24 protein-coding genes are annotated in these 26201 nt (G+C 64.4%); 17 read left to right on the top strand and 7 right to left on the bottom strand.

What is annotated here, in order from left to right:
* Positions 1 to 54 precede the first annotated feature (54 nt).
* On the bottom strand, positions 55 to 1503 hold the full coding sequence (locus GWG67_RS07410) for a glutamine synthetase family protein (RefSeq protein WP_275168466.1): 1449 nt from the start codon (positions 1501 to 1503) through the stop codon (positions 55 to 57).
* Between the two features lie 149 nt (positions 1504 to 1652).
* Positions 1653 to 3011, bottom strand: coding sequence for an aromatic ring-hydroxylating dioxygenase subunit alpha (locus tag GWG67_RS07405; protein WP_275168465.1), 1359 nt, complete (start codon positions 3009 to 3011; stop codon positions 1653 to 1655).
* Positions 3012 to 3122: 111 nt separating this feature from the next.
* Here GWG67_RS07405 and GWG67_RS07400 point away from each other — a divergent pair, with 111 nt between their 5' ends.
* A complete protein-coding gene (locus tag GWG67_RS07400; protein ID WP_275168464.1) occupies positions 3123 to 3908 on the top strand; it encodes an IclR family transcriptional regulator C-terminal domain-containing protein in 786 nt (261 codons plus the stop codon).
* 77 nt (positions 3909 to 3985) lie between these two features.
* On the opposite strand, the gene GWG67_RS07395 is transcribed toward GWG67_RS07400, so the two are convergent.
* Both GWG67_RS07395 and GWG67_RS07390 read right to left on the bottom strand, forming a co-directional pair.
* Entirely contained in the window at positions 3986 to 4378 is a 393-nt protein-coding gene (locus GWG67_RS07395; RefSeq protein ID WP_275168463.1) for a group II truncated hemoglobin, read from the bottom strand.
* A gap of 12 nt (positions 4379 to 4390) precedes the next feature.
* On the bottom strand, positions 4391 to 5299 hold the full coding sequence (locus tag GWG67_RS07390) for a helix-turn-helix transcriptional regulator (RefSeq protein ID WP_275168462.1): 909 nt from the start codon (positions 5297 to 5299) through the stop codon (positions 4391 to 4393).
* Between the two features lie 151 nt (positions 5300 to 5450).
* On the opposite strand from GWG67_RS07390, the gene GWG67_RS07385 reads away from it, so the two are divergent.
* From GWG67_RS07385 to boxB, 4 genes are all read left to right on the top strand, one after another.
* Positions 5451 to 6992 (top strand): benzoate-CoA ligase family protein, encoded by a 1542-nt coding sequence (locus tag GWG67_RS07385; RefSeq protein ID WP_275168461.1) that lies wholly within the window; start codon positions 5451 to 5453, stop codon positions 6990 to 6992.
* 116 nt (positions 6993 to 7108) lie between these two features.
* Complete coding sequence (locus GWG67_RS07380) at positions 7109 to 7930, top strand: alpha/beta fold hydrolase (protein WP_275168460.1); 822 nt, start codon at positions 7109 to 7111, stop codon at positions 7928 to 7930.
* A gap of 73 nt (positions 7931 to 8003) precedes the next feature.
* Positions 8004 to 9692, top strand: a complete 1689-nt coding sequence (gene boxC / locus GWG67_RS07375) for a 2,3-epoxybenzoyl-CoA dihydrolase (protein ID WP_275168459.1) — start codon at positions 8004 to 8006, stop codon at positions 9690 to 9692.
* Between the two features lie 116 nt (positions 9693 to 9808).
* Entirely contained in the window at positions 9809 to 11245 is a 1437-nt protein-coding gene (gene boxB / locus GWG67_RS07370; RefSeq protein WP_275169134.1) for a benzoyl-CoA 2,3-epoxidase subunit BoxB, read from the top strand.
* 208 nt (positions 11246 to 11453) lie between these two features.
* On the opposite strand, the gene GWG67_RS07365 is transcribed toward boxB, so the two are convergent.
* Entirely contained in the window at positions 11454 to 12263 is an 810-nt protein-coding gene (locus tag GWG67_RS07365) for an SDR family oxidoreductase (protein WP_275168458.1), read from the bottom strand.
* Positions 12264 to 12483: 220 nt separating this feature from the next.
* Positions 12484 to 13542 (bottom strand): polysaccharide deacetylase family protein, encoded by a 1059-nt coding sequence (locus GWG67_RS07360; RefSeq protein WP_275168457.1) that lies wholly within the window; start codon positions 13540 to 13542, stop codon positions 12484 to 12486.
* A gap of 164 nt (positions 13543 to 13706) precedes the next feature.
* Here GWG67_RS07360 and GWG67_RS07355 point away from each other — a divergent pair, with 164 nt between their 5' ends.
* The 12 genes from GWG67_RS07355 (at position 13707) to phoB (ending at position 25309) form a co-directional block, all read left to right on the top strand.
* Positions 13707 to 15101, top strand: coding sequence for an OmpA family protein (locus GWG67_RS07355; RefSeq protein WP_275168456.1), 1395 nt, complete (start codon positions 13707 to 13709; stop codon positions 15099 to 15101).
* A 2-nt stretch (positions 15102 to 15103) separates the two neighbouring features.
* A complete protein-coding gene (locus tag GWG67_RS07350) occupies positions 15104 to 15400 on the top strand; it encodes a hypothetical protein (RefSeq protein ID WP_275168455.1) in 297 nt (98 codons plus the stop codon).
* A 118-nt stretch (positions 15401 to 15518) separates the two neighbouring features.
* Entirely contained in the window at positions 15519 to 16109 is a 591-nt protein-coding gene (locus tag GWG67_RS07345) for a TetR/AcrR family transcriptional regulator (RefSeq protein ID WP_275168454.1), read from the top strand.
* On the top strand, positions 16106 to 17038 hold the full coding sequence (locus GWG67_RS07340) for a haloalkane dehalogenase (RefSeq protein ID WP_275168453.1): 933 nt from the start codon (positions 16106 to 16108) through the stop codon (positions 17036 to 17038). The genes GWG67_RS07345 and GWG67_RS07340 overlap by 4 nt, the downstream gene beginning before the upstream one ends.
* Before the next feature lie 512 nt (positions 17039 to 17550).
* Positions 17551 to 18606 carry a lysylphosphatidylglycerol synthase domain-containing protein gene (locus tag GWG67_RS07335; protein WP_275168452.1) on the top strand — a complete coding sequence of 352 codons (1056 nt, stop codon included), beginning with the start codon at positions 17551 to 17553 and terminating at the stop codon, positions 18604 to 18606.
* A 34-nt stretch (positions 18607 to 18640) separates the two neighbouring features.
* Positions 18641 to 19939, top strand: coding sequence for an ATP-binding protein (locus tag GWG67_RS07330; RefSeq protein ID WP_275168451.1), 1299 nt, complete (start codon positions 18641 to 18643; stop codon positions 19937 to 19939).
* Positions 19940 to 20082: 143 nt separating this feature from the next.
* Positions 20083 to 21096 carry a phosphate ABC transporter substrate-binding protein PstS gene (gene pstS, locus GWG67_RS07325; RefSeq protein ID WP_275168450.1) on the top strand — a complete coding sequence of 338 codons (1014 nt, stop codon included), beginning with the start codon at positions 20083 to 20085 and terminating at the stop codon, positions 21094 to 21096.
* Between the two features lie 98 nt (positions 21097 to 21194).
* Positions 21195 to 22184 carry a phosphate ABC transporter permease subunit PstC gene (pstC, locus tag GWG67_RS07320; protein ID WP_007615692.1) on the top strand — a complete coding sequence of 330 codons (990 nt, stop codon included), beginning with the start codon at positions 21195 to 21197 and terminating at the stop codon, positions 22182 to 22184.
* A gap of 4 nt (positions 22185 to 22188) precedes the next feature.
* A complete protein-coding gene (gene pstA / locus GWG67_RS07315) occupies positions 22189 to 23034 on the top strand; it encodes a phosphate ABC transporter permease PstA (RefSeq protein ID WP_275168449.1) in 846 nt (281 codons plus the stop codon).
* Entirely contained in the window at positions 23031 to 23852 is an 822-nt protein-coding gene (gene pstB, locus GWG67_RS07310) for a phosphate ABC transporter ATP-binding protein PstB (protein ID WP_007597875.1), read from the top strand. Before pstA ends, pstB begins: the two co-directional genes overlap by 4 nt.
* A gap of 10 nt (positions 23853 to 23862) precedes the next feature.
* Complete coding sequence (gene phoU, locus GWG67_RS07305; protein WP_018456067.1) at positions 23863 to 24579, top strand: phosphate signaling complex protein PhoU; 717 nt, start codon at positions 23863 to 23865, stop codon at positions 24577 to 24579.
* Between the two features lie 22 nt (positions 24580 to 24601).
* Positions 24602 to 25309 (top strand): phosphate regulon transcriptional regulator PhoB, encoded by a 708-nt coding sequence (phoB, locus tag GWG67_RS07300; protein WP_007597871.1) that lies wholly within the window; start codon positions 24602 to 24604, stop codon positions 25307 to 25309.
* A gap of 231 nt (positions 25310 to 25540) precedes the next feature.
* Here the strand turns inward: phoB and GWG67_RS07295 are convergent, their stop codons facing one another.
* Complete coding sequence (locus GWG67_RS07295) at positions 25541 to 26053, bottom strand: GcrA family cell cycle regulator (protein ID WP_007597869.1); 513 nt, start codon at positions 26051 to 26053, stop codon at positions 25541 to 25543.
* Between the last annotated feature and the right edge of the window lie 148 nt (positions 26054 to 26201).

Raw genomic sequence — 26201 nt, 5'->3', positions numbered from 1 at the left:
TACTCCTGGAAAATCCGGCCGTGTTGCGGGGATCAGCGGCCGGTTGGCGGCGGCTCAAAACACCTCGAAATATTCGCGGTGCTCCCAGTCGGTCACCTCGGACAGGAAGCGGTCGATCTCGGCATTCTTGATGTGGGTGTAGTAATCGACGAACTCTGCACCGAGCTTTTCGCGGAAAAACGGATCGTCCTTCAGCGCGCTGACCGCGTCGCGCAGCGACTTCGGCAACAGCGGCGCCTTGGTTTCGTAGGGTGTGTCGGCGGACGGGCCGGGATCGAGCTTGCGGTCGACGCCATCGAGGCCGGAGAGGATTTGCGAAGCCATGTAGAGATAGGGATTGGCGGCGGGCTCGCCGATGCGGTTTTCCAGGCGCGTGGCGGCGTCGCCGGCAGCGCCGAGCACTCGGATCATCACGCCGCGATTGTCGCGGCCCCAGATCGCGCGGTCCGGCGCCAGCGAATAGGAGCGGTAGCGCTTGTAGCCATTGATGGTCGGGGTGGTGAACACGGTCGACGCGCGGGCGTGGTCGAGCAGGCCCGCAAGCCAGGCCCGTCCGAACGCGCTGAGCGGCTCGCCGCCCTCCTTGGCGGTTTCCTTGGCCATGAACTGGTTGTCGCCGGTCGCGCGCGAGACGACCGATTGGTGCAGATGCCAGCCGCTTGCGAACAGGTTCGGCAGCTTCGGCCGGCACATGAAGGTGGCGTGATAGCCGTGGCGGTGCGCGATCTGCTTCACGGCGCTCCGAAACAGCACCATGTTGTCCGCGGGCTCGAGGCCCTTCTTCGGCGCGAAGGTGAATTCGCACTGGCTCGGCCCAAACTCGACCTCGACCGAACGCAAGGGCAACCCGAGCGCGACGATGTCACGGCGCAAAATCTCCAGCACCGGCTCCATCTGATCGAAGCGCTGCTCGGTGAGATATTGATAGCCGTGGCTGAGCAGGCTCACCGAAGGCGGCGTGCCGGGCTGTCCGGCGTCCTCGGGCCGCATGTGGGCGTCGTCGAGCTTGAAGATGTGGAATTCGACCTCGAGGCCCGCGACGAAATCGTGGCCGCGGCTTGCGAGTTCGTCGAGCACCTTGCGATAAAGACCGCGCGTCGCGAACGGCACGGGACGGCCGTCGTTGAAATAGAGGTCGCAGAGAACCCAGCCCGTGGTCGGCGCCCATGGCAAAACGCGAAACGTCGTGGGATCTGCGACCATCAGCACGTCGGCCGCGCCCTCCATCTCCTTCATCCCGAAGCCGCCGCCCGAGGTGAACACCGGAAACACCGTGCGGTGCGAGGTGTCCTTGGCGAGCATGGTGGTGGTGATGGAGCAGCCGCTCTCCAGCGAGGCGATCGCCTCGGAGGCGACGATGGTCTTGCCGCGCAAAATGCCGTGCTGGTCCGGGAAGGCGAGGCGGATGACCTCGAGGTTCTTCTCCTCGACGATGCGCCGCATGCGCGTCGCCGCGTCCTTCTGCTCGTCCGACCATAGCGCATGACGCGCGACGAAAGTCACTTTGGTTGCTCCTTGATCGTTAGGCGCGACGCTGCTGCAACACATTCCGTCATTGCGAGCGCAGCGAAGCAATCCAGAATCCCTCCGCGGAAACAATCTGGATTGCTTCGCTGCGCTCGCAATGACGAAGGAGGCACCTGCATTCCGTGCTACTCCGCCGCCGTCAGCCGATGCACGTTGTCCGCGATCTCCTTCGGCACGGGGGCCGTCCATGGCGCGCTGCGGCGGCGCTTGACGTCGACTTCCATCCAGTAGATCTCCCAGCCTCGGGTCGGCCCGATGCCGTCCATGGTTGCCGGGCCCTGGATCGAACGTGCGGTGGCCTCGTCGAGATGCAGCATCGGCTTCTCGCCGCCTGCGACTTTCTCGATCTCCTGCCGCAGCAGGCGGCGGTATTGCACGATCGCCTTGTCGCTCGTGCCGAGGTGCTCCTTGGTGCGATCCTGGATCGCGCCCATCGATTCCACCGCCCACTGGTCGTGCACGTTGATGTCGGTACCCATACCGGTATAGGTCGCCGTCTGTTGCTCGTGCGGGTCGAAGCCGTAATCGTTGGTCCTGTTCTTGCGAGATTTGTAGTCCGGTAGCTCATAGAGCTCGAGCCGCTGGTCGCGCATCTTCTTCTTGTCGACCGGGCTCGAATAGCTGGTGAAGATCGCGTACCAGTAGCAGTTCTCGTCGTCGACCGGCACGTGCCACTGCGTGATCGTCATCTCCGTGCTCATGGGGATGACGAAGCCGTGCGGGAAGAGCTGGTTGGTGACGCGCACATGGGTGCGCTCCTCGTCAATCTCGCGCAGCGCGATCAGCCGCAGGCCGTATTCGGTGTGCTCGACATTGATGATCGGGCGATCGTATTCGCGCAAAATCTTCGTCATCGGCAAGTCGCTGCCGGCGGAGGCGCCGCGGAACTGCTTGCCGTAGGCCGTCGAGGTGTCCTCGTCCTCGAAGAAGCGATGCAGATAGGAGGCGTGCGCGGGATCGATGCCGACTTCGAGCGCCTGGAGCCAGTTGCAGGCCATGTGCCCCTTGAACGCGAATGTGTGCGTGCCGGGGGCGACGAAGCAATCGAGCTCGGGAAATGCCGGCGGCTCGCCTTCGCCGAGATAAGCCCAGAGGATGCCGCTCTTCTCCACCACGGGATAAGAGCGCTGACGGATGTTCTGGCAGAGTTTTGAATCCTTCGGCTCGGCCGGGGTCTCGATGCACTGGCCGGTGGCGTCGAACAGCCAGCCATGGAAGGCGCAGCGCAGGCCGCCGTGCTCGAGCCGTCCGAAAGCGAGATCGGCGCCGCGATGCGTGCAGTGGCGATCGATCAGGCCGTAACGGCCGGTCTCGTCGCGGAACAGCACCAGGTTTTCGCCGAGCAATCTGATGGGACGGATCGGACGATCGCCGTCGAGCTCATCCACCAGCGCCGCCGGCTGCCAGTAGCTCCGCATCAGCTTTCCGCAGGGATCCTTTGGACCGGTGCGGGTGATCAGGTCGTTCTGCTCCTGGCTCATCATGGCGAGTGCATCCTCTGTGGAGTGGCGGTTGTTCGCCTATTGAACGAATGGGCGAATTATGACATGCCTTGATCCGGCAGCAAGCACTATTTTGCAGGATGTTCCGCCACCATGCCCAAGCTGAAGCGAAGCGAGAGCGACGAACGCGCGACCGATTTCGTCGAGAGCCTCGATCGCGGACTGCGGCTGCTGCAATGCTTCGGCACCACGGCCGGCCCGATGACGCTGAGCGATCTCGCCCGTGCCGCTGAGCTTCCACGCGCCACCGCGCGGCGCATGCTGTTCACGCTCCAGCGCGGCGCCTTCGTCAGTGGCGACGGCAAGCTGTTCTCGCTGACGCCACATGTGCTGACACTCGCCGCGTCCTATCTGCGGTCGAACCAGCTCGTCACGGTCCTGCAACCAGTGCTCGACCGCGTCGCGACAGCGGCCAACGAAATCTCCTCGCTCGCGGTGCTCGACGGCGATGAGGTCGTGTTCATCGCGCGCAGCAGTCCGGCGCGGATGTTCTCGGGGGGGCTGGACATCGGCTACCGATTGCCGGCCTTCTGCACCTCCGTCGGTCGCGCCATGCTCGGCCAGCTCGACGACGCCGATCTCGCCGCGCGTCTGACGGCAATGAAGCGCGAGGCGCTGACGCCGCACACGGAGACCGATCCCAAGGCATTGCTCTCGCGCATCGTCGCCGACCGCGCGCAGGGTTATTCGCTGGTGGACCGCGAGGCCGAGCCGCATTTCCGCTCGATCTCGGTCCCCGTCCGCCGCTACGATGGCGTGATCGTCGCCGCCATCAACATGGGCGCCCATGTCGACCGCGTGCCGGCGCAGGAGTTGATCGAGCGATTTTTGCCGCTGTTGCGTGAGAGCGCGGAAGCCGTGCGGTCGCAACTCTTGTAGCCCGGGTGAGCGAAGCGATACCCGAAAGTCATCGTGAAGACCCGGATGTCGGTTCGCTCATCCGGGCTACTGCGCTGCTAGCGGTTGCGCATCCAGTCGGCGAGGCCCGACAGTGCGCGCTCGAGATCCTGCCGCGCGGCAACGTCCATAACCGTCTCCTCCAGTGCGCAGCGCATGCAGAGCATCCACGCGTCGCGCTCGGCATCGCCGATGGCAAAGCCGATGTGGCGCTGGCGCAGCCGTGGATGGCCTTTCTCGGGGGAATAGAGTTTTGGGCCGCCGGTCCATTCGGTGAGATAGCGCTTCAGTACGTCCCTGATGAGGCCGAGATCGGCGGCGTGCATCGCGCGGATCATTTGGGCCTCCGGCAGCGTATCCATCCGCTCGTAGAAGCGATCGACCAGCCGCTCGATGGTGGCGCTGCCGCCGATCCGCTCGAACATGGAGAGTGCGACGTCGCTATCGGCCATGGACGTTCAGACCTACAGCGCCAGGCTGCGCAGCCCGAAGCTGCGCGCTTCGTTCTGCAGCACCGGACGCACCGCATCGATCAGGCGCGCGGCGGCGGCATCGACGGACAGTCCCGCCGTGTCCACCACCGCCGTCGCGCGCGCATATAGCGGCTCGCGGCTCAAGAGGATGTTGCGCAGCTCCGCCATGGCGGAGCGGTCGTCGGCCATCGGGCGCAGATCGCCCTGGCGGCGGACGCGGGCCATGTGCTCCTCGGGCTCGGCCTTCAGCCAGATCGTGTAGAACGACGACAGGATCTGGTCGAACGTCAAGGGCTCCGAGACGATGCCGCCGCCGGTCGCCAGCACCATGAGCTCGTTGCGCGCGAGCAGCTGCTGCAGCGCCGCCTGCTCCATGCGGCGAAAGCCTTCCTGGCCGTAGAGCGCGATGATCTCGGCGACCGAGAGGCCGTTCTCCTGCTCGACCTCCTTGTTGAGCTCGACAAAACTCCAGCCGACCTTCTTCGCCAGCATCCTGCCGAGCGTCGATTTGCCGGCGCCGCGCAGGCCGATCAACGCGATGCCGCAGAACGGCGCGCGCCGCGGCGCGGTTGTGCTGCCGCCCGCAAGAAAATCCTTGGCTTGCGCGATCTGCGCCGGCGTCGCCTTGCGCAAGAGATCGCGAAACATCTGCCAGTCCGGGGTCGGATCGACCGAGGGAAGCAGATCTTCGAGATGCGCGCCCATAGCGTCGGAGACGCGGCGGAGCAGCACGATGGAGACATTGCCCTTGCCGCTTTCGAGCTGCGCGATGTAGCGCTCCGAAATCCCTGATACCTTGGCGAGCACCTTGCGCGACATGCCGCGCAGCGCGCGCATGGTGCGCACGCGCTGGCCGAGCTGTTCGAGAAATCGGGATTCGGCGTCGGGACTGTCGGTCATGGACTACGGATCACGGGCTTCTTGTGCGGAGGTCTTCTTTTAGGGGTGTCCTGCGGCGCGTATTAATGAAACATAGTGCCTGCTGGCATTGACAGCAAGCCGATGCGGTGTCTTTCTATGAATTATAATTCTAAATTCAGGGGAGAAGTCCGTGAGCGAGGGATCCTATAACGCGGTGACCTGGCTGCTCGACCGGAATGTCGAGGAGGGACGCGGCAACAAGCTCGCCTTCGACGACACCGTCTCACGGCTCACCTATGGCGAGCTCCAGCGCGAAACGCGGCGCGCCGCCAACATGCTGCGCCGACTCGGTGTCCGCCGCGAAGAGCGCGTGGCCATGATCATGCTGGATACTGTCGACTTCCCCATCGTGTTCCTGGGCGCGATCCGCGCCGGTATCGTGCCGGTGCCGCTCAACACGCTGCTGACATCAGATCAATACGCCTACATCCTCGCCGATTGCCGCGCGCGCGTGCTGTTCGTTTCGGAAGCGCTCTATCCCGTCATCAAGGACGTCGTCGGCCGCATGCCGGATCTCGAGCATGTCGTAGTGTCCGGCGCCAAGCAGAACGGCCATAAGCAGCTCGCCGAGGAGATTGCGGACGAGAGCGACCGGTTCACCACCGCTGCGACGCATCCGGACGAGCCAGCGTTCTGGCTGTACTCGTCAGGCTCGACCGGCATGCCCAAGGGCGTACGCCACATCCATTCGAACATGCAGGCGACCGCGGACACTTATGCGAAGCAGGTGCTCGGCATCCGCGAGAACGACGTTTGTCTTTCTGCGGCAAAGCTGTTCTTCGCCTATGGCCTCGGCAATGCGTTGACCTTTCCGATGTCGGTCGGCGCCACCGTGGTTCTCAACAGCGAACGGCCGACGCCGGCGCGCATGTTCGACCTGATGAACCGCTATAATCCCTCGATCTTCTACGGCGTGCCGACCCTGTTCGCGGCGATGCTCAACGACGAGGCGATGAAGGGCGAGCGCGGCGGCAAGTCTTTGCGCATCTGCACCTCGGCCGGCGAGGCGCTGCCGGAGTCCGTCGGCAACAGCTGGAAGGCGCGCTTCGGCGTCGACATTCTCGACGGCGTCGGCTCGACCGAGCTGTTGCACATCTTCCTGTCGAACGCTCCCGGCGACATCAAATACGGCTCCTCCGGCAAACCGGTGCCGGGCTATGCGGTGCGGCTCGTCAACGAGGCCGGACAGGATGTCGCCGACGGCGAGGTCGGCGAGCTCCTGGTCGATGCGCCCTCCGCCGGCGAGGGCTACTGGAATCAGCGCCACAAGAGCCGCCGCACGTTCGAGGGACCTTGGACCCGCACCGGCGACAAATATGTCAGGGACGCCGAGGGCCGCTACACCTTCTGCGGCCGCGCAGACGACATGTTCAAGGTCTCCGGCATCTGGGTCTCGCCCTTCGAGGTCGAGAGCGCGCTGATCACGCATCCCGCCGTGCTGGAAGCTGCCGTCGTGCCCGAAGCCGATCCGGAAGGTCTGCTGAAGCCGAAGGCCTTCGTCGTGCTGCGCCCCGGCGCGACCACGACGGGCCTGCAGGAGATGCTCAAGGACCACGTCAAGCAGAAGATCGGCCCGTGGAAATATCCGCGCTGGATCGACGTGGTGGACTCGCTGCCGAAGACTGCGACGGGCAAGATCCAGCGGTTCAAGCTGCGGGACGGGACGAATTGACAACAGGTCGTCATGGCCCGGCTTGACCCGGCCATCCACGTGCGTCTGCAATTGAGGGAAGACGTGGATGCCCGGGTCAAGCCCGGGCATGACGACTGAGAGAAGAGCGACAGAACATGACCAATCTCACCCCCACCGGCTTTCTCAGCATCGATGGCGCCAGCCTCGAATACAAATGGCTGGCGCCGCAATCTGCCGATGCACCCACCATCGTCATGCTGCATGAAGGCCTCGGCTCGGTCGGGCTCTGGGGTGACTTCCCCGAGAAGCTGCACCAGGCGACCTCCGCCGGCATCTTCGTCTATTCGCGCGCGGGCTACGGCCAGTCGAGCAAGGTCGCGCTGCCGCGGCCGCTCGACTACATGCAGCGCGAGGCGCTGGACGTGCTGCCGAAGATCCTCGCTGCGATCGGCTTCAAGCGCGGCCTGCTGCTCGGCCATTCCGACGGTGCCTCGATCGCGACCATCTATGCCGGCGCGCATCAGGATCATCGCCTGAACGGCCTCGTGCTGATCGCGCCGCATTTCATCGTCGAGGACATCTCGGTGAAATCCATCGCCGCGATCAAGAGTACCTTCGAGACCACCGACCTGAAGGCAAAGCTCGCGCGCTGGCACAAGGACGTCGACCACGCCTTCTACGGCTGGAACGGCGCCTGGCTCGATCCAAAGTTCCGCGACTGGGATATCTCGGAATATCTCGCCTATATCCGCGTTCCTGTCCTGATCCTGCAGGGCGTCGACGACCAATACGGGACGCTGCGTCAGGCCGAGATCGCGCAGCAAGAATGCTATTGCCCGGTCGATTTGAAAGTCATGTCAGGCGCGGCGCATTCTCCGCATCGCGAAGCTCCGGCGGCGACGCTTGATGCGATTGAGCAATTTGCAGCAGCGGCCCTACGAGATGACATGCAACAAAATGCATGTACGAGCCGCTAAGGACTAGACGCGCGCAATAATATGCATTATTGTGCATCTAACGGTAAAACCAAGACGAACTCAAGGGTGGCCCATGGCCGGGGAAGATCGGCGCCTCGCAGGCGGCGCGACATTCATCGATTTCCAGACCGAACCGTCCCGCTACAAGCACTGGAAGCTCGCGGTCGACGGCGATGTCGCGACGCTGACCATGGACGTCGATGAGAACGGCGGCCTGTTCGAGGGCTATCTGCTCAAGCTCAACTCCTACGATCTCGGCGTCGACATCGAGCTTGCCGACGTCGTCCAGCGGCTGCGCTTCGAGCACCCCGAGGTCAAGGTCGTGGTGATGCGCTCGGCCAAGAACCGCGTGTTCTGCGCCGGCGCCAACATCCGTATGCTTGCGGGCTCGACGCATGCCCACAAGGTCAATTTCTGCAAGTTCACCAACGAGACGCGCAACGGCATGGAAGACTCGTCGGAGAATTCCGGCCAGCGCTTCATCACCGTCGTGAACGGCTCGGCCGCGGGCGGCGGCTATGAGCTCGCGCTCGCCACCGACTACATCATGCTCGCCGATGACGGCGCCTCCGCCGTCGCCTTGCCGGAAGTGCCGCTGCTCGCGGTGCTGCCGGGCACCGGCGGCCTCACGCGTGTGGTCGACAAGCGCAAGGTGCGCCGCGATCACGCCGATTTCTTCTGCACCATCGAGGAAGGCGTGAAGGGCAAGCGCGCCGTGCAATGGCGCCTGGTCGACGAGATCGCGCCGAACAGCAAACTCGAAGGCAAGGTTGCCGAGCGCGCCAGGGAATTCGCCCAGGCCTCGAAGCGCGCGGGCAGCGGCAAGGGCATCGCGCTGACGCCGCTCAAGCGCATCATCGATGAGACCAGCATCCGCTACGGCTTTGTCACCGTCGACATCGATCGCGCCGCGCGCATCGCCACGATCTCGATCAAGGCGCCTGAAGCCGCGCCGCCCGCCGACATCGACAGCATGATGGCGCAGGGTGTCGCGTTCTGGCCGCTCCAGGTCGCGCGCGAACTCGACGACGCGATCCTGCATCTGCGCATCAACGAGCTCGAGATCGCCATGCTGGTGTTCAAGAGCCATGGCGACCGCGCGCATGTGCTCGCCTGCGACGCCTTCCTCGAAGCCAACAAGACGCACTGGCTGGTCAACGAAATCAGGCACTACTGGAAGCGCGTCTTGAAGCGCATCGACGTCACCTCGCGGACGCTGGTGACGCTGGTCGAGCCCGGCTCCTGCTTCGCCGGCACGCTCGCCGAGCTCGTATTCGCTGCCGACCGCTCCTACATGCTGATCGGCACGCGCCAGGGCGACAACCGCCCGCCGCCGTCGATCGAACTCTCCGCCATGAACTTCGGCCCGTATCCGATGAGCCATGGCCTGACGCGGCTTCAATCGCGCTTCCAGGCTGATCCGTCGGATGTGGAACGCGCGGAAGCCACGATGGGCACGGCGCTGGACGCCGAGCAGGCCGAAGAGCTCGGTCTCGTCACCTTCGCGCTCGACGACATCGACTGGGACGACGAGGTCCGCGTGTTCCTGGAGGAGCGCGCCAGTTTCTCGCCCGACAGCCTCACCGGCATGGAAGCGAGCTTGCGCTTCGTCGGCCCCGAGACGATGGAATCGAAAATCTTCTCGCGCCTCACCGCGTGGCAGAACTGGATCTTCCAGCGCCCGAACGCGGTCGGCGAGGAAGGCGCGCTGCGCCGCTACGGCAGCGGCCAGAAGCCGAAATTCGATATGACCAGAGTGTAGCGAATAGGGAGTGGCGAATAGCGAATAGGGGACTTCCATTCGCCATTCGCGAGCGAACAATTCGATCACAGCGATCAAGTAAGCCAGTCCCACACGGGAGGTCCTCCATGAACATCATGAACGTCGACTACTCGACCAAGATTCCGAACAACGTCAATCTGGCCGAAGACCGCCAGGTGCTCAAGGCGCTGGAAGGCTGGCATCCCGGCTACATGGACTGGTGGAAAGACATGGGGCCGGAAGGCTTCCAGGAATCGCTGGTGTACTTGCGAACCGCTTATTCGGTCGATCCGCGCGGCTGGGCCAAGTTCGACTACGTGCGCATGCCCGAGTATCGCTGGGGCATTCTCCTTGCTCCCCAGGAAGAGAACCGCGTCGTGCCGTTCGGCGAGCATTTTGGCGAGCCGGCCTGGCAGGAAGTCCCGGGTGAATATCGCGCCATGCTGCGCCGCCTGATCGTGATCCAGGGCGACACCGAGCCTGCCTCGGTCGAACAGCAACGCCACCTCGGCAAGACCGCGCCCTCGCTCTACGACATGCGCAATCTGTTCCAGGTCAATGTCGAGGAAGGCCGTCACCTCTGGGCGATGGTGTACCTGCTGCAGAAGTACTTCGGGCGCGACGGACGTGAAGAGGCTGACGATTTGTTACGCCGCCGTTCGGGTGACGCTGACTCGCCACGCATGCTGGGCGCCTTCAACGAGGCGACGCCGGACTGGCTGTCCTTCTTCATGTTCACCTATTTCACCGACCGCGACGGCAAGATGCAGCTGCACTCGCTGGCGCAGTCGGGCTTCGATCCCCTGTCGCGCACCTGCCGCTTCATGCTGACGGAGGAAGCGCACCACATGTTCGTCGGCGAGACCGGCATCACCCGCGTCGTGCAGCGCACCTGCGATGCGATGCGTGAAGCCGGCATCACCGATCCCACCGACATCGCGAAGGTCCGCGCGCTCGGTGTGATCGACCTGCCGACGATCCAGAAGAAGCTGAACCTGCATTATACGCTGTCGCTCGATCTGTTTGGCTCGGAAGTCTCGACCAACGCTGCGAACGCCTTCAACACCGGCATCAAGGGTCGCTATCACGAGACCCAGATCGACGACGATCATCAGCTCAAGAACGCGACCTATCCGGTGCTGAAGTTCATTGACGGCGAGATCAAGCTGGTGGACGAGCCGGCGCTGACCGCGCTCAACATGCGGCTGCGCGACGATTACAGCCAGGATTGCGTCAAGGGCATGCTGCGCTGGAACAAGGTGATCTCGACCGCGGGCTACCAGTTTCAGCTCAAGCTGCCCAACGTCGCCTTCCATCGCCATATCGGCGAGTTCAAGAGCATCCACGCGACGCCGGATGGTCTGTTGATCGACGACGCAAATTGGGCTCGGCGCAAGGACGAATGGCTGCCCTCCACCGCGGACGGCGACTTCATCACTTCGCTGATGCAGCCCGTCACCGAAACCGGCCAGTTCGCCTCCTGGATCTCGCCGCCGAAAGTCGGCATCGACAACAAGCCGGGCGATTTCGAGTATGTGAGGATCGAGTCGTAGGAGCTGGTTCTCTGCCGGCTGATAGACGCGAGGGAGGCGCAAAGCCTCCCATGTCGTCCCGGCGAAGGCCGGGACCCATAACCACAGGGAGAAGTTTGGCGGCGGGCTAGTTGTTCGGTACTCCTACCAACCGCAACCGATGGATCACGCGGTATGGGTCCCGGCCTGCGCCGGGACGACGCCGGAATTTGAGGCGCGGGCCGTTGCCTCAACTATCCCACCCGCTCCCCTTGATCCCCGGGTTCGCATAAACAATGCCACCGTCCACCGCGATGGTCGCGCCTACCACATAATCCCCTGCGCGCGAGGCGAGATAGATCGCCGCGCCCGCCATGTCCTCGTCGGTGCCGATGCGGCCCGCGGGCACGCGGGTCGAGACCTCGTCGGCATGATCGCGTGCGGCGCGGTTCATGTCGGATTTGAACGGGCCCGGCGCGATCGCGGTGACCACGACATGGTCGCCGATCAGCTTCACGGCCATGCGCCGCGTCAAATGGATCAGCCCCGCCTTGCTCGCCGCGTAGGAATAGGTCTCGCCCGGATTGACGAAGATGCCGTCGATCGAGGCGATGTTGATCACTTTCGCTGGTCGCTCTGCAGAGGCCGCCGCGCGCAGCGTGGGCGCCAGCGCCTTGGTCAGGAAGAACGGCGCCTTGACGTTGAGGTTCATCACCTTGTCCCAGCCGCTCTCCGGAAACTCGTCGAACTCCGCGCCCCAGGCCGCGCCCGCATTGTTGACGAGGATGTCGAGTCTTGGCTCGCGCTTCCCGAATTCGCTTGCGAGCAGCTCGGCACCGGCCAGCGTCGAGATGTCGATCGGCAGCGCGATGCATTCGCCGTCATACTGCGCGGCGAGCTCGTTCGCGGTCGCTTCGCAAGGCCCGGCCTTGCGCGCGGTGATGTAGACCTTCGCGGCCCCTGCGCTGAGAAATCCCGCCGCGATCATCTTGCCGATGCCGCGCGAACCGCCGGTCACCAGCGCGACACGGCCTTTGAGCGAGAACAGATCGTTGAACATGGTGCCTCCCTTTGTTGGCGACGTTTTGAGCGCGGGCGGGGAGGGGAGTCAAGGAAGGCGCCGCATCGTCGTCCTGGCGAAAGCCAGGACACATTACCCAAGGATTGAATTGCTTGAAATGAGCTGTGGCCCGAGCGCGTCGCAAAATGGACAGCGGTGGCAATGGGTCCAGGCTTTCGTCAGGACGACGTCCGGGTTCGGGCAGCGAAGACGGAGAGATTTAAGCCGCCGCGATCCTGCGGAAGCCGTTCCACATCGCGGTCGCGGCGCCCGAGGTCAGCACCGGCAGAATCCGCGTGTCCTGGTAATTGCCGTTGAGCGAGACCCGTGGCAGCGCGGTCATGTGGCCGGCGTTTTCGGCGAACAGCATGCCGGGCCGCGTCGTCACCGCAGTCTTGAAGCCGGCGGACGCAGCGAGCACGAATTCGCGCTCACCCGCCGCCTCGCGATCGCCATAGGGATAGGCAAGATGTTGAACGTTGCGGCCGAGCGCCTGCTCGATTCGCGCGCGGCTCACGGCCATCTCCTGCGTGGCGATCTCTTCGCTTTGCTTGGCGAGATTGCAATGGCTGATGGAATGCGCGCCGATCGTGACCAGGGGATCGGCGGCAAATGTCTTCACCTCGTCCCAGGACAGGCAGAGGCTGCGGCACAGCGCGGCGATGTCGACGCCGTACTTCGTGCAGAGCGCCTCGATCTCGCGCTTGAGATCGTGCTCGCCGGGCAGTGCGCGCAACCAGTCGTGCAGGCGGTCGAACGCCACCTGCTTGGCGGCTGGCGTCGTGGCATCGAGCCGCAGCGCGGCATTGCCGATTGTCACCTCGATCTGCTCGGCCTTGGCGATCACGGCCTCCAGCGCTTCCCACCACAGCCGACCCGTGCCCTCTGCGAAATCGCTGGCGACATAGACCGCCAGAGGCGCGTGAAATTCGCGCAGAACCGGCAGCGCAAAATCGAGATTGTCGCGATAGCCATCGTCGAGCGTGAAGGCGGCGAAGCGCCGGTCGAACCGGCGCCGCACGAGCCGCTCATGCAGCTCGTCCATGCTGACGATATCGATCTCGCGCGAGCGCAGATGGCACAGTGTCGCGCGCAGAAATTCGGGGGTGACTTCGAGATGCCTGTTGGGCTGGAACGCCGCGTCGCGGGCCGGCCGCACGTGATGCAGCATGAAAATGGCGCCGACGCCCGACAAAAGCGGGCGCAACAGGTGGTGGGCGCCGCTGAAATAGAGTGCTTCCAGCCCGGCGCGGATGACGTTGTTACGAAGTTGTTTCATGACCCGCTGGCGGACTTTGGCATTCCGTCTTCAACTTACGGAAGAACCCTTGAAGAAAAAGTTATTCCAATTGTCCACGCCCGGCCTTCGGAAGGGCGTCATTTCCGGTTTGACAGCCCGCCAAGGGTTTGTTTTGTCTCCGGTTCCAGAGTTCGGGTCGTCGAATGCAGAAGCTTTTCAGGTGGGCCAGCAAATGGTGGCCAGGGCTGATTCCCCTGGCCGTCATGTGGGGATTTGCGGCCTGGAATAATACTTCGCCGGTCGAGGCGGACCTTTCCGCCCGCAGCTCGGCGGCGCTAAAGGATACCGTTCTGGACAAGACCCGGATCGCAGTGGACGGCCGCGACGTCAGCCTGGCTGCGGACGCGTTTTCCGAGGAGGGTCGCCGCGACGCTGTGGTGGCTGTCGAGACCGTGCCCGGCGTGCGCCTGGTCGACGACCGGACCCGCCTCGTTCCCGAGGCAAAGCCCTTCGTCTGGAACGCCGAACGGGACGTGGTGCGGGTGACGCTGTCGGGCTCCGCGCCCCTGCCGTCGATGAAGGGCCGGCTGACCGAGGCGGCCCGCAAGGAGGTCGCCGGTACAGAGGTGGCCGATCAGATGGGGCTGGCGCGCGGCGCACCGCCGCGGTTCGAGGCGGCTGCGATGCTGCTGCTCGACCAGATCGGCAAGCTCAAGGACGGCAAGATCACGATCACGGACACCAAAGTCACTCTGTCGGGCATGGCGCGCGATCTCGGCGGCCGCGAAGCGGTCGCAGCGGCGCTGAAAAACCTGCCCGAGGGCTTTTCGATCGCCGCCAACGACGTCAAGGCGCCGCCTTACGTCTTCCAGGCCTACAAGGATCCGGTGGCCGCGACGGTGATGCTGACCGGCTATGTTCCCGACAACAACGTCCACGCGGCCATCGCCACCAGCGCGTCGCGGAAATTCTTCAACGAAAAGGTCGTCGACAATCTCAAGGCCAGCGTCGGCGCGCCCGGCTCCTTCAGCCCGGCCGTGGTTGCAGCGCTCGGCGCGCTGTCGCGCCTGTCGACCGGCACGCTGGTCGTGTCCGACCGCGAGGTGAAGCTGTCGGGCGATGCGCTGTATGAAGGTGCCGCCAACGACATCCGCGCCGGCCTCGGCAAGGATTTCCCGAAGAACTGGCAGTACAAGCCGGAAATCACGGTGAAACCCGCGGCCGGCCCGGTCGACGGCACCGTGTGCCAGCAATTGTTCTCGGAGCTCTTGGCCAAGGCCAAGATTCGTTTCGCGGCGAAGCGCGCCGACATCGATCCGGATTCCGCCGGCATTCTCGATCATCTGATCGAGACGGCACTGCGATGCCCCACCACCAATATCGAGGTCGCCGGGCATACCGATGCCGACGGCGAGGATTCCTTCAACCAGGCACTCTCGGAGAAGCGCGCGCAGGCGGTGATCGACTATCTGGTCAAGGCCGGCCTGCCTGCCAGTCGCTTCACCGCTGTCGGCTACGGCAGCACGCAGCCGGTCGCCACCAATGACAGCGAAGACGCCAAGGCGCAGAACCGCCGCATCGAATTTCTGGTGAGGTGACGATGCCCTATCTCGTCTCGTTCCATCTGGGCTGGCTGATAGGCTCGCTGCTGCTCGGCTTCTGCATGGGCTGGATCTCGGTGGTCCAACGCGGCAACGGCACCTCGAAGGTGACCGCCCGCTGGCTCGCCGTGCTTGCTGCCGGCCTGGTCGCGGCCTCGTTCGCGCATGTGGTCCCCGGCCGCTTCGGCTACTGGCTCGACCTCGGCCTGATCATGTTCGCCTGCTATCTCGTCGGCGGCGCCATCGGCGCCTGGCTGCGCGACCGGGTGGTTGCGCGCAGCATGCCGCCGGCCTGAGCGGCTGAGCTGAGGGGCAAACGCGCGCCCTCTATCGCGCTAATCACTTGCGCCGCATCAGATTGCCAGGCGTCGAAGTGGCGCTTGACATTAATACGTACGTACGTATTATGATGTCATGCCAAAGCCATCGCTCAAAGACGCCATCCTCGAAGCCGGCCTCAAGGTCATGTTCCGCACTGGCTATCACGGCACCAGCGTGCGCGATGTAACCACCGCCGCCGGCGCGCCGCAGGGATCCTTCACCAACCATTTCCGCTCCAAGGAGGCGTTCGCCTCCGAGGTGCTCGACCGCTATTTCGACCTCACCAGGGGCCTGGTCGCAGAGGCATTGCAGGACGTTTCGCTGAGCCCCCGCGCGCGGCTCAAGCGCTACCTCGACATCATCACGGGCAGGCTGGAAGCCGACGGCTTTGGTCGCGGCTGCCTGATCGGCGATCTCAGTCTGGAAGCGACCGGCAGCAGCGAGATGCTGCGCGTGCGCCTCGCCGACATCTTTGCCGAATGGCGCGTGCCGTTCGCCGCCTGCATCGCCGAGGCGCAGACCCGCGGCGAGATCGCATCCGATTTCGAGCCTGAGGAGCTCGCCGACTTCCTGCTCGCGTCCTGGCAGGGCGCGATCCTGCGCATGAAGGTCGACCGCAATCCGAAAGCGCTCCAACGTTTCAAGACCATCGCATTCCAAACCGTGTTCAAGGAGCTGACATGACCAAGCAGATCGAGATCAAGATTCGCAAAGCGTCCGTCCTCGGAAGCAGCATGGCCTATCGTGAGACGGGCCCGCAGAACGCGCCGGTCGCGCTCTTCCTGCACGGCAATCCGACCTCCTCGCACATCTGGCGCAACATCATGCCCTTGGTGTCACCGGTCGCGCATTGCCTCGCGCCCGACAACGTCGGCTTCGGTCAGTCCGACAAGCCCGACATCGCCTACCGCTTCTTTGACCACGTCCGCTATCTCGATGCCTTCATCGAACAGCGCGGTATCAAGTCGGCCTATCTGGTCGCGCAGGATTGGGGCACGGCGCTCGCATTTCATCTCGCCGCGCGCCGGCCGGATTTCGTGCGCGGCGTCGCCTTCATGGAGTTCATCCGTCCGATGCCGACCTGGCAGGACTTCCACTACACCGAGGTTGCCGCAGAGCAGGAGCATGCCGAGGCGGCACGGGCGGCCTTCCGCAAATTCAGGACGCCGGGCGAGGGCGAGGCGATGATCCTCGAGGCGAATGCTTTCGTCGAGCGCGTGCTGCCGGGCGGCATCGTCCGCAAGCTCAGCGACGACGAGATGGCGCCCTATCGCGCGCCGTTCCCGACACCGGAGAGCCGCCGGCCCGTTCTTGCGCTTCCGCGCGAACTGCCGATCGCAGGCGAGCCTGCTCACGTCTATGGCGCGCTCCAATCCGCGCATGCGGCGCTGGCCGCGTCGTCCTATCCAAAACTCTTGTTCACGGCCGAGCCTGGAGCTCTGGTCGCGCCGGAATTTGCCGAACGGTTTGCAGCCTCCCTGAAGCACTGCGCGCTGGTTCGTCTCGGCGCCGGCCTGCATTTCCTCCAGGAGGATCACCCCGAGGCGATCGGGCGCTCCGTGGCCGGCTGGATCGCGGGGATCGAGGCGGTGCGCCCGCAGCTTGCGGCCTGAGCAGATCGCTACCTCCGAACGACATGCTCATCGCGGCCGCTGGCGGGCGGCCGCGATGACGTCTGTGATGTCGCAGTGCAACCGGATGGATCGGGCGCGAGCCGTCGGCCACGTAATCGTGCGGGCCGCAGCGGCCTCGCGCCGCGCCACCCCCTCTTTCAACAGGGGAATCCGGCCCATAGATTGACGTCGGCTTAAGTCGTGACGGAACATTGTGCGGTCGAAATCATCAAAACTTCATGGCCACTGCGCAGGATTGCCATGGAGATTCGCGTCAGTCTTGCCGCCGAAAGCGCCAAACCGTGCATCAGGAGCCCGCAACCCTGCCTAAAATATTGAAGGCACGAGTTTTTGTTCGAATTGCCGAATTCCACTCCGCCCGGAAACGCGCTAGTGGAGGGATAGCGGGTATGCGCGATGCCGGGACCGGCAGCGAGGGTTCGTCGGGTGCCTGCGTGTCGTCCGCCTGTTCGCCGGCCACCCTGGCCGCTGAAGCGTTGTTCGAGGTTTAGATGCTGGAAGCCATACGCAGGGCGATGTCGTTTCTGCGCCAGAAGCAAATCCTGCATAAGCTTGGAGTTGTGATCAGCGTCGCGGTCATCGGCATCGCTTGCTATGTGCTCTACCACATGCTGCGCGGCATCGATGTCAACGAAGTCCTCGAAGCGATCAAGAGCACCGAGCCGAGCCAGATTGCGATGGCGGCGCTGTTCGTCGCCGCGGGCTATTTCACGCTGACCTTCTACGACCTGTTCGCCGTGCGCGCGATCGGCCACGCCCACGTGCCCTATCGGATCAACGCGCTCGCCGCCTTCACAAGTTATTCGATCGGCCACAATGTCGGCGCCAGCGTCTTCACCGGCGGCGCGGTGCGCTACCGCATCTATTCTGCCTACGGCCTGAACGCGATCGACGTCGCAAAAATCTGCTTCCTCGCCGGCCTGACCTTCTGGCTCGGCAATGCCGCGGTGCTGGGCCTCGGCATCTCCTATCATCCGGAGGCTGCGGCCTCGATTGACCAGCTTCCGGCCTGGCTGAACCGGACGCTGGCGATGATGATCATCGTCGGGCTGGTCGCTTACGTGGTCTGGGTCTGGACCCAGCCGCGGATGGTCGGCCGCGGGCCCTGGACCGTGATGCTGCCGGGCGGTCCGCTGACGCTGCTCCAGATCGCGATCGGCATCATCGATCTCGGCTTCTGCGCCCTCGCGATGTACGTGCTGGTTCCGGACGAGCCCAATCTCGGCTTCGTGGTGGTCGCGGTGATCTTCGTCTCGGCCACGCTGCTCGGCTTTGCCAGCCATTCGCCCGGGGGCCTTGGCGTGTTCGACGCGGCCATGCTGGTCGGTCTCTGGCAGATGGACCGCGAGGAGCTGCTGGGCGGGATGCTGCTGTTCCGCGTCCTCTATTATCTGTCCCCTTTCGTCATATCTGTAATCTTGCTGACGTTTCGCGAAGTTATCATCGGCGCACGATCGAAACGCCTGCAGCAGGCCGCGCTCAAGCTCGACCCCGGCCCCGCGCCTGAAGCCGCTTACGTGAGAAAGCGCAGCGACAGCGGCGCCTGACCGGCGCAAGATCCTTTTGGAGAAGCCCGCCCCGATGGCGATCGACGCCCCATCTTCTCCCTCCTCCCAGCCCTGGTCCGACCGGCTGCGGCACTCGACCGTCATCCTGATCGCTGCGGCGCTGGCGCTGTCGGTGGTGGTCTCGCTGGGCGAATTGCTGGCGCTGCATGCGATTGCGGTGTTTCTTTGCATCGCGGCCGCGGCGCTGATCCCGTGGCGCCTGCACGATACCGCCGCCTCCCGCGAAGAGACCCGCCGCGTCAACCCAGTCGAGAGCGCGGCAGTGGCCGCGGTGGTCGCCGGCATGCCCGATCCCGCGGTGTTGCTCGACCGCGCCGGCCGAGTCATCCATCTCAACGCCGCGGCCGCCCAGCTCGCGCCGGCGCTACGCCGGAATGAGCTCGCCCAGTTCGCGCTGCGTTCGCCCGAGATCATCACGGCGCTCCGCGAGTCGATCGCGACCACCGAGCCGCGGCGCGCGACCTATCTCGACCATGTCCCGGTCGATCGCTGGATGGAGCTGACCATCACGCCGGTGCCGGTGCCCACCACCTTCGGCGGCGCCGACAAATGCATGCTGATGACCTTCCACGACCAGACGCCGCTGCGCCGGGTCGAGGAGATGCGAGCCGACTTCGTCGCCAATGCCAGCCACGAGCTGCGCACGCCGCTGGCCGCGCTGTCCGGATTCATCGACACGCTCCAGGGCCAGGCCAAGGACGATCCCAAGGCGCGCGAGCGCTTCCTCGGCATCATGCACAACCAGGCGACCCGCATGGCGCGCCTGATCGACGATCTGCTGTCGCTGTCGCGGGTGGAGCTGTCGGCTCATGTTAGGCCCGACACCCTGGTCGACCTGCTGCCGATCATCTTGCAGGTCGCCGATGGGCTCGAGCCGCTGGCGCGGGAGCGCCAGGTCGAGGTCGAGACCCAGCTCCCCGAGAGCCCGGTGCTGATCGCGGGGGACCGCGAGGAGCTGCTCCGCCTGTTCGAGAATTTGATCGAGAACGCGCTCAAATACGGCGCTTCGGGCGGTCGCGTCATCGTGTCGCTGATATCAGGCGCCGCCCCTGATGGAACTCAGGAAATCCGGGTCCTGGTCCGGGATTTCGGCCCCGGCATCGCGCCGGAGCACCTGCCGCGGCTGACCGAGCGCTTCTACCGGGTCGATGTCGGCGACAGCCGCTCGCAGGGCGGCACGGGCCTCGGATTATCGCTGGTGAAACATATCCTTAACCGCCACCGCGGCCGGCTTTTGATCGAAAGCGTGCCCAAACAGGGCGCCATTTTCACCGCCTGTTTTCCCCAGGGCAAGCCCGCGGCTCTGAGCTAAATTCCAGCGATTTCAGCTGCTTAACACTGTCATCCGACTGTCACCAAACCTTCGTAAAAGCTCAGCTGTCCGCTCCTAAAGGGGCGGCACGGGGAGCGCGATCGGGCGCGGATGGCGCTTCGCTCCCCTGTATGGAGACCAGCATGAATTTCCTCAAAACACTCGTCGCTGCTGGCATGGTCGCCGCATCGACGACGGCGGCCTTTGCTGCCGATATCACCGGAGCCGGCGCGACGTTCCCGTTCCCGATCTATTCCAAATGGGCCGACGCCTACAAGAAGGAGACCGGCAACGGTCTGAACTACCAGTCGATCGGCTCCGGCGGCGGCATCAAGCAGATCCAGGCCAAGACCGTGACCTTCGGCGCCAGCGACGCGCCGCTCAAGGCCGAGCAGCTCGAGAAGGACGGCCTCGTCCAGTGGCCGATGGTGATGGGCGCCATCGTTCCCGTCGTCAACATCGAGGGCGTGAAGCCCGGTGAGATGGTGTTCGACGGCGAGACGCTGGCCAGCATCTATCTCGGCAAGATCACCAAATGGGACGACGCCGCGATCAAGAAGCTGAACCCGAACGTGAAGCTGCCCTCGGAAGCCATCACCGTGGTCCGCCGTTCGGACGGTTCGGGCACCACCTTCAACTTCACCAACTACCTCGCCAAGGCCAGCGCGGACTGGAAGAGCAAGGTGGGTGAAGGTACTGCCGTCGAGTGGCCGGTCGGCGTCGGCGCCAAGGGTAACGAAGGCGTGTCCGGCAACATCAGCCAGACCAAGAACTCGATCGGCTATGTCGAGTACGCCTATGCCAAGCAGAACAAGCTGACCTACACCGGTCTCGTCAACAAGGCCGGCAAGCCGGTGCAGCCCACCGTCGAAGCCTTCCAGGCGGCCGCCTCCAACGCCGACTGGGCCAAGGCTCCCGGCTACTACGTCATCCTGACCGACCAGCCCGGCGAGAAGTCCTGGCCGATCACGGCGGCGACCTTCATCCTCATGCACAAGGATGCCACCGACAAGGCGGCCTCGCAGGAAGCGATCAAGTTCTTCCGCTGGGCTTTCAAGAGCGGCGGCAAGGCGGCTGAAGAGCTCGACTACATCCCGATGCCGGACCCGGTCGTTCAGCTGATCGAGAAGACCTGGGCTGCCGAAATCAAGAGCTAGGTTCGCGACGCTCGTGCCCCGGATGCGCTGCGCCGCATCCGGGGCACGGACCAACAAAAAACGTATACTATTTGGAACAGGGGATCGGCGTGGCAGAGATGGCCGTTCAGAGCGATGTAATCGACGACGCCGGACCGTATGATCGCGCCAAGGCCTTGAGCGCGTTCAAGCTCGGCGACGTCACCTTCTACTGGATCACGCGGCTCTCCGCGATCTCGGTGCTTCTGATCCTCGGCGGCATCATCATTTCGCTGATCGTCGGCGCCTTCCCGGCGATGAAGGAATTCGGGGTCTCGTTCCTGTGGACGCAGCGCTGGGCGCCGTCCGCCGATCCGCCGGTGCTCGGCGCGCTCGGACCGATGTACGGCACGCTCGTCACCTCCTTCATCGCGATGCTGATCGCCATTCCCGTGGGTCTCGGCATTGCCATCTTCCTCACCGAGCTGTGCCCGCAATGGCTGCGCCGCCCGATCGGCATGGCGATCGAGCTGCTCGCCGGCATCCCTTCGATCATCTACGGCATGTGGGGCTTCTTCGTGTTGGGTCCGTTCCTGGCCAACACGTTCCAGCCCTTCATGATCAAGATCTTCGACGGCGTGCCCGTGCTGGGCGCGATCTTCGCGGGTCCCCCATCCTATCTCAGCCTGTTCAATGCCGCGCTGATCCTTGCCATCATGGTGCTGCCCTTCATCACCTCGATTTCGGTCGACGTGTTCAAGACGGTGCCTCCGGTCCTGAAGGAAGCCGCCTACGGCGTCGGCTGCACCACCTGGGAAGTCGTCCGCAGCGTGGTGATCCCCTACACCCGCGTCGGCGTCATCGGCGGCGTCATGCTGGCGCTGGGCCGCGCGCTCGGCGAGACCATGGCGGTGACCTTCATCATCGGCAACTCGTTCCGGATCTCGTCGTCGATCTTCGCCCCCGGCACCACGATCTCGGCGGCGATCGCATCCGAGTTCGCGGAGAGCGACGGCCTGCACCAGTCCGGCCTCATCCTGCTCGGCCTGCTGCTGTTCGTACTGACGTTCTTCGTGCTCGCAGCGGCGCGGCTGATGCTGATGCGGCTGGAAAAGAAGGCGGGGAACTAGCGCCATGAACCCGATCTATTCAAGCCGCCGCCGCAAGGACATCGTCGTCCGCGGGCTCTGCATCGCCGCGACCGCCTTCGGCGTCACCTGGCTCGCGCTGATCCTGATCACGCTGCTGTACAACGGAGTGGCGGGACTCAATGTCCAGCTGTTCACCGAGAACACGCCGCCACCGGGATCGAACGAGGGCGGTCTGCTCAACGCCATCGTCGGCTCGCTGATCATGACCGTGATCGGCGTCGGCATCGGCGCGCCGCTTGGCATGTTCGCCGGCACTTATCTTGCCGAATACGGCCGCAATGACCGGCTGACCTCGGTGATCCGCTTCATCAACGACATCCTGCTCTCGGCGCCCTCGATCATCATCGGCCTGTTCATCTACGGCGCGGTGGTGGTGCCGATGCGCGGCTTCTCGGCGATCGCAGGCTCGCTCGCGCTCGCGGTCATCGTGATCCCGGTGGTGCTGCGCACGACCGAGGACATGCTGCTGCTGGTGCCGAACGCGTTGCGTGAGGCGGCCTCGGCGCTCGGCCTACCGCGTTCGCTGGTGATCAAGCGGATCGCTTATCGTGCTGCCCGATCGGGTCTCATCACGGGCGTGCTGCTCGCGACCGCCCGCGTCGCCGGTGAGACCGCGCCGCTGCTGTTCACCGCGCTGTCGAACCAGTTCTTCAGCCTCGGCCTGAACAAGACGATGGCGAACCTGCCGGTCACCATCAACAACTTCGTGCAGAGCCCCTATGTCTACTGGAAGCAGTTGGCCTGGAGCGGGGCGCTGCTCATCACCCTGACCGTTCTTGCCCTTAATATTGGCGCGCGCATCCTTGGCGCCGAGAGGACCGCAAAATGAGTGATCTTTCCGTATCGATGAGCGCGGCCGGTGGGCTGCCCCACGCGCCGGTGCTGCCGGAGGCGCCGCCCAAGGTGACCGTACGCAACCTGAATTTCTATTACGGCGAGCACCACGCGCTGAAGAACATCAACCTGACGCTCGGCGCCAACCGCGTCACGGCGTTCATCGGCCCGTCGGGCTGCGGCAAGTCGACCCTGCTGCGCATCTTCAACCGGATGTACGACCTCTATCCCGGCCAGCGCGCCACCGGTCAGCTCATGCTCGATCAGACCAACATCCTGGACGGCAAGCTGGACCTCAATTTGCTGCGCGCCCGCGTCGGCATGGTGTTCCAGAAGCCGACGCCGTTCCCGATGACGATCTACGAGAACATCGCGTTCGGCATCCGTCTCTATGAGAAGATATCGAAGTCCGAGATGGACGGCCGCGTCGAGAAGGCGCTGCGCGGCGGCGCGCTGTGGAACGAGGTCAAGGACAAGCTCAACGCCTCCGGCCTGTCGCTCTCCGGCGGTCAGCAGCAGCGCCTCTGCATCGCCCGCACCGTCGCAGTGCGGCCCGAGGTGATCCTGTTCGACGAGCCCTGTTCGGCGCTCGACCCGATCTCGACCGCCAAGGTCGAGGAGCTGATCCAGGAGCTGTCCGAGGATTACACGATCGCGATCGTCACTCACAACATGCAGCAGGCGGCGCGCGTCTCCGACAAGACCGCCTTCATGTATCTCGGCGAGCTGATCGAGTTCGACGACACCAGCAAGATCTTCACGTCGCCGACCGACCGGCGCACGCAGGATTACATCACCGGCCGGTTCGGCTAGGAGACGCGACATGGGTTCTGAACATACCGCAAAGGCCTTCGATACCGACCTCCAGGAACTCACCCGCCTGGTCGCCGAGATGGGTGGCATCGCCGAGCGCATGATCGTCGAGTCCGTCGACGCGCTGATCCGCCGCGACGTCCCGCTCGGCCAGCGCGTCGTCGCCATCGACACCGAGCTCGACGCGCTGCAGAAGCGCATCGAGGAGCGTGCGGTGCTCACTATCGCCCGCCGTCAGCCGATGGCGGTCGATTTGCGCGAGATCGTCGGCGCCATGCGCGTCGCGACCGATCTCGAGCGCATCGGCGACCTCGCCAAGAACATGGGCAAGCGCGTCGCGGCGCTGGAGACGGACTTCCATCCGCTCAAGCTGTTCCGCGGCCTCGAGCACATGACCGACCTCGTGCAGCAGCAGGTCAAGTCGGTGCTGGACGCCTATGCCGCGCATGATCTGCCGGCGGCGATGGCGGTGTGGAAGGGCGACGAGGAGGTCGATGCCATCTGCACCTCACTGTTCCGCGAGCTCCTCACCTACATGATGGAGGATCCGCGCAACATCTCGTTCTGTATTCACCTGATGTTCTGCGCCAAGAACATCGAGCGGATCGGCGACCACGCCACCAACATCGCCGAGACCGTGTTCTACATGATCGAGGGCCAGGCGATCACCGACAAGCGGCCGAAGGGCGACATGACGACCTTCGCCAACACGGTACCGAACACCTGAAGACTTAAGGAGCGACGACCCGATGGGCGCACGCATTATGGTGGTTGAGGACGAGGAAGCTCTGACGGAGCTTCTCCGCTACAACCTCGAAGGCGATGGCTATGACGTCGAGACGGTGATGCGCGGCGACGACGCCGACACCCGCCTCAAGGAGCACATCCCCGATCTGATCGTGCTCGACTGGATGCTGCCGGGCCTGTCAGGCATCGAATTGTGCCGGCGGCTTCGCACCCGTCCCGAGACCAAGCAGCTCCCGATCATCATGCTCACCGCGCGCGGCGAGGAGAGCGAGCGGGTGCGGGGTCTTGCGACCGGCGCCGACGATTACATCGTCAAGCCGTTCTCGGTGCCGGAGCTGCTGGCGCGCGTGAAAGGCCTGCTGCGGCGCGCGAGCCCCGAGCGGCTCGCCACCGTACTTGCTTTTGGCGACATCGAGCTCGACCGCGACAAGCGCCGCGTGGCGCGCTCGGGTCGGCCGATCGATCTCGGTCCGACCGAATATCGCCTGCTGGAGTTCTTCCTGGAGCATCCGGGCCGGGTGTTCTCGCGCGAGCAATTGCTCGACAGCGTCTGGGGCCGCGACATCTATATCGACGAGCGGACCGTCGACGTACATATCGGCCGCCTGCGCAAGCTGCTCAATCTCGGCCGCGAGCAGGACCCGATCCGCACCGTCCGCGGCGCCGGCTACGCGCTGGATGATCGGTTTGCCAAGGCGGAGCAGGTGTAGGAGATTTTGCGGTGTGATGTTGGCAGGTGATCTAGCGCTGCCGCCACAATCTCCGATGTCGTCCCGGCGAAGGCCGGGATCCATAACCACAGGGCGCGGTTTGGCGAAGACTCGGAGTTACCCTTTCGCACAACAACTACGTGCTCGGAGTATGGGTCCCGGCCTTCGCCGGGACGACATTCATTATTTTTGAGCCGTCATCGCGTCACGGCTCGTGAAATCGAAACTGACTTACCGCGGACCCGGCTTCACCGGTGCGCGGCGCCGATCGGACGCCGGCTGGTAGGCAACGCGCGAGTGCTGGGCGCAATAGGGCAGGCCGGACAGCGCCCGGCCACCGCAGAAGAAGAAGTCCGGGCTCGAGGGATCGCCGACCGGCCAGTGGCAGGTCGCCTCGTTCAATTCCAGCAGCGACAGCCTCTGGCTCATCGGCACCACGTTGTCGTAGGTGACCGGATCCGGCTCAGCCTCGACCTCGAAGGCCTGCGCCAGCGCGGTGTTGCCGCGCGAGATCGGGCGGCTCACCCGCATCATGTGCTGCGCGGGGCGCGCCTTGCGCGGCCGGGGCGCTGCCGATGACGGGCTCTTGGCGCGGCCCGAAAGGCCGAGCCTGTGCACTTTGCCGATCACGGCATTGCGGGTCACATTGCCGAGCTCCGCCGCGATCTGGCTGGCCGAAAGTCCGGCCTCCCAGAGCTTTTTCAGCTGCTCGACGCGATCATCGGACCAGGTCAAAACCGTCATTGCACCCTTTCCCTCGCTGCGCGCCAGCCATCCTGGGGCCTCGCAGCGAATGCCTAAGCCTTCAAAAACCCGTGCCGCCAGAATCCCTTAAGGCTCGCCGGGCGTGACTAGAACGCCCGAACGTTTACGCCGGTACATAAGGACTTAG

The sequence above is a fragment of the Bradyrhizobium sp. CSS354 genome (assembly GCF_029051725.1).
GTDB lineage: Bacteria > Pseudomonadota > Alphaproteobacteria > Rhizobiales > Xanthobacteraceae > Bradyrhizobium.
The sequence above is the reverse complement of the archived record's forward strand: the minus strand, read 5'-3'. Positions and strand labels throughout refer to the sequence as shown.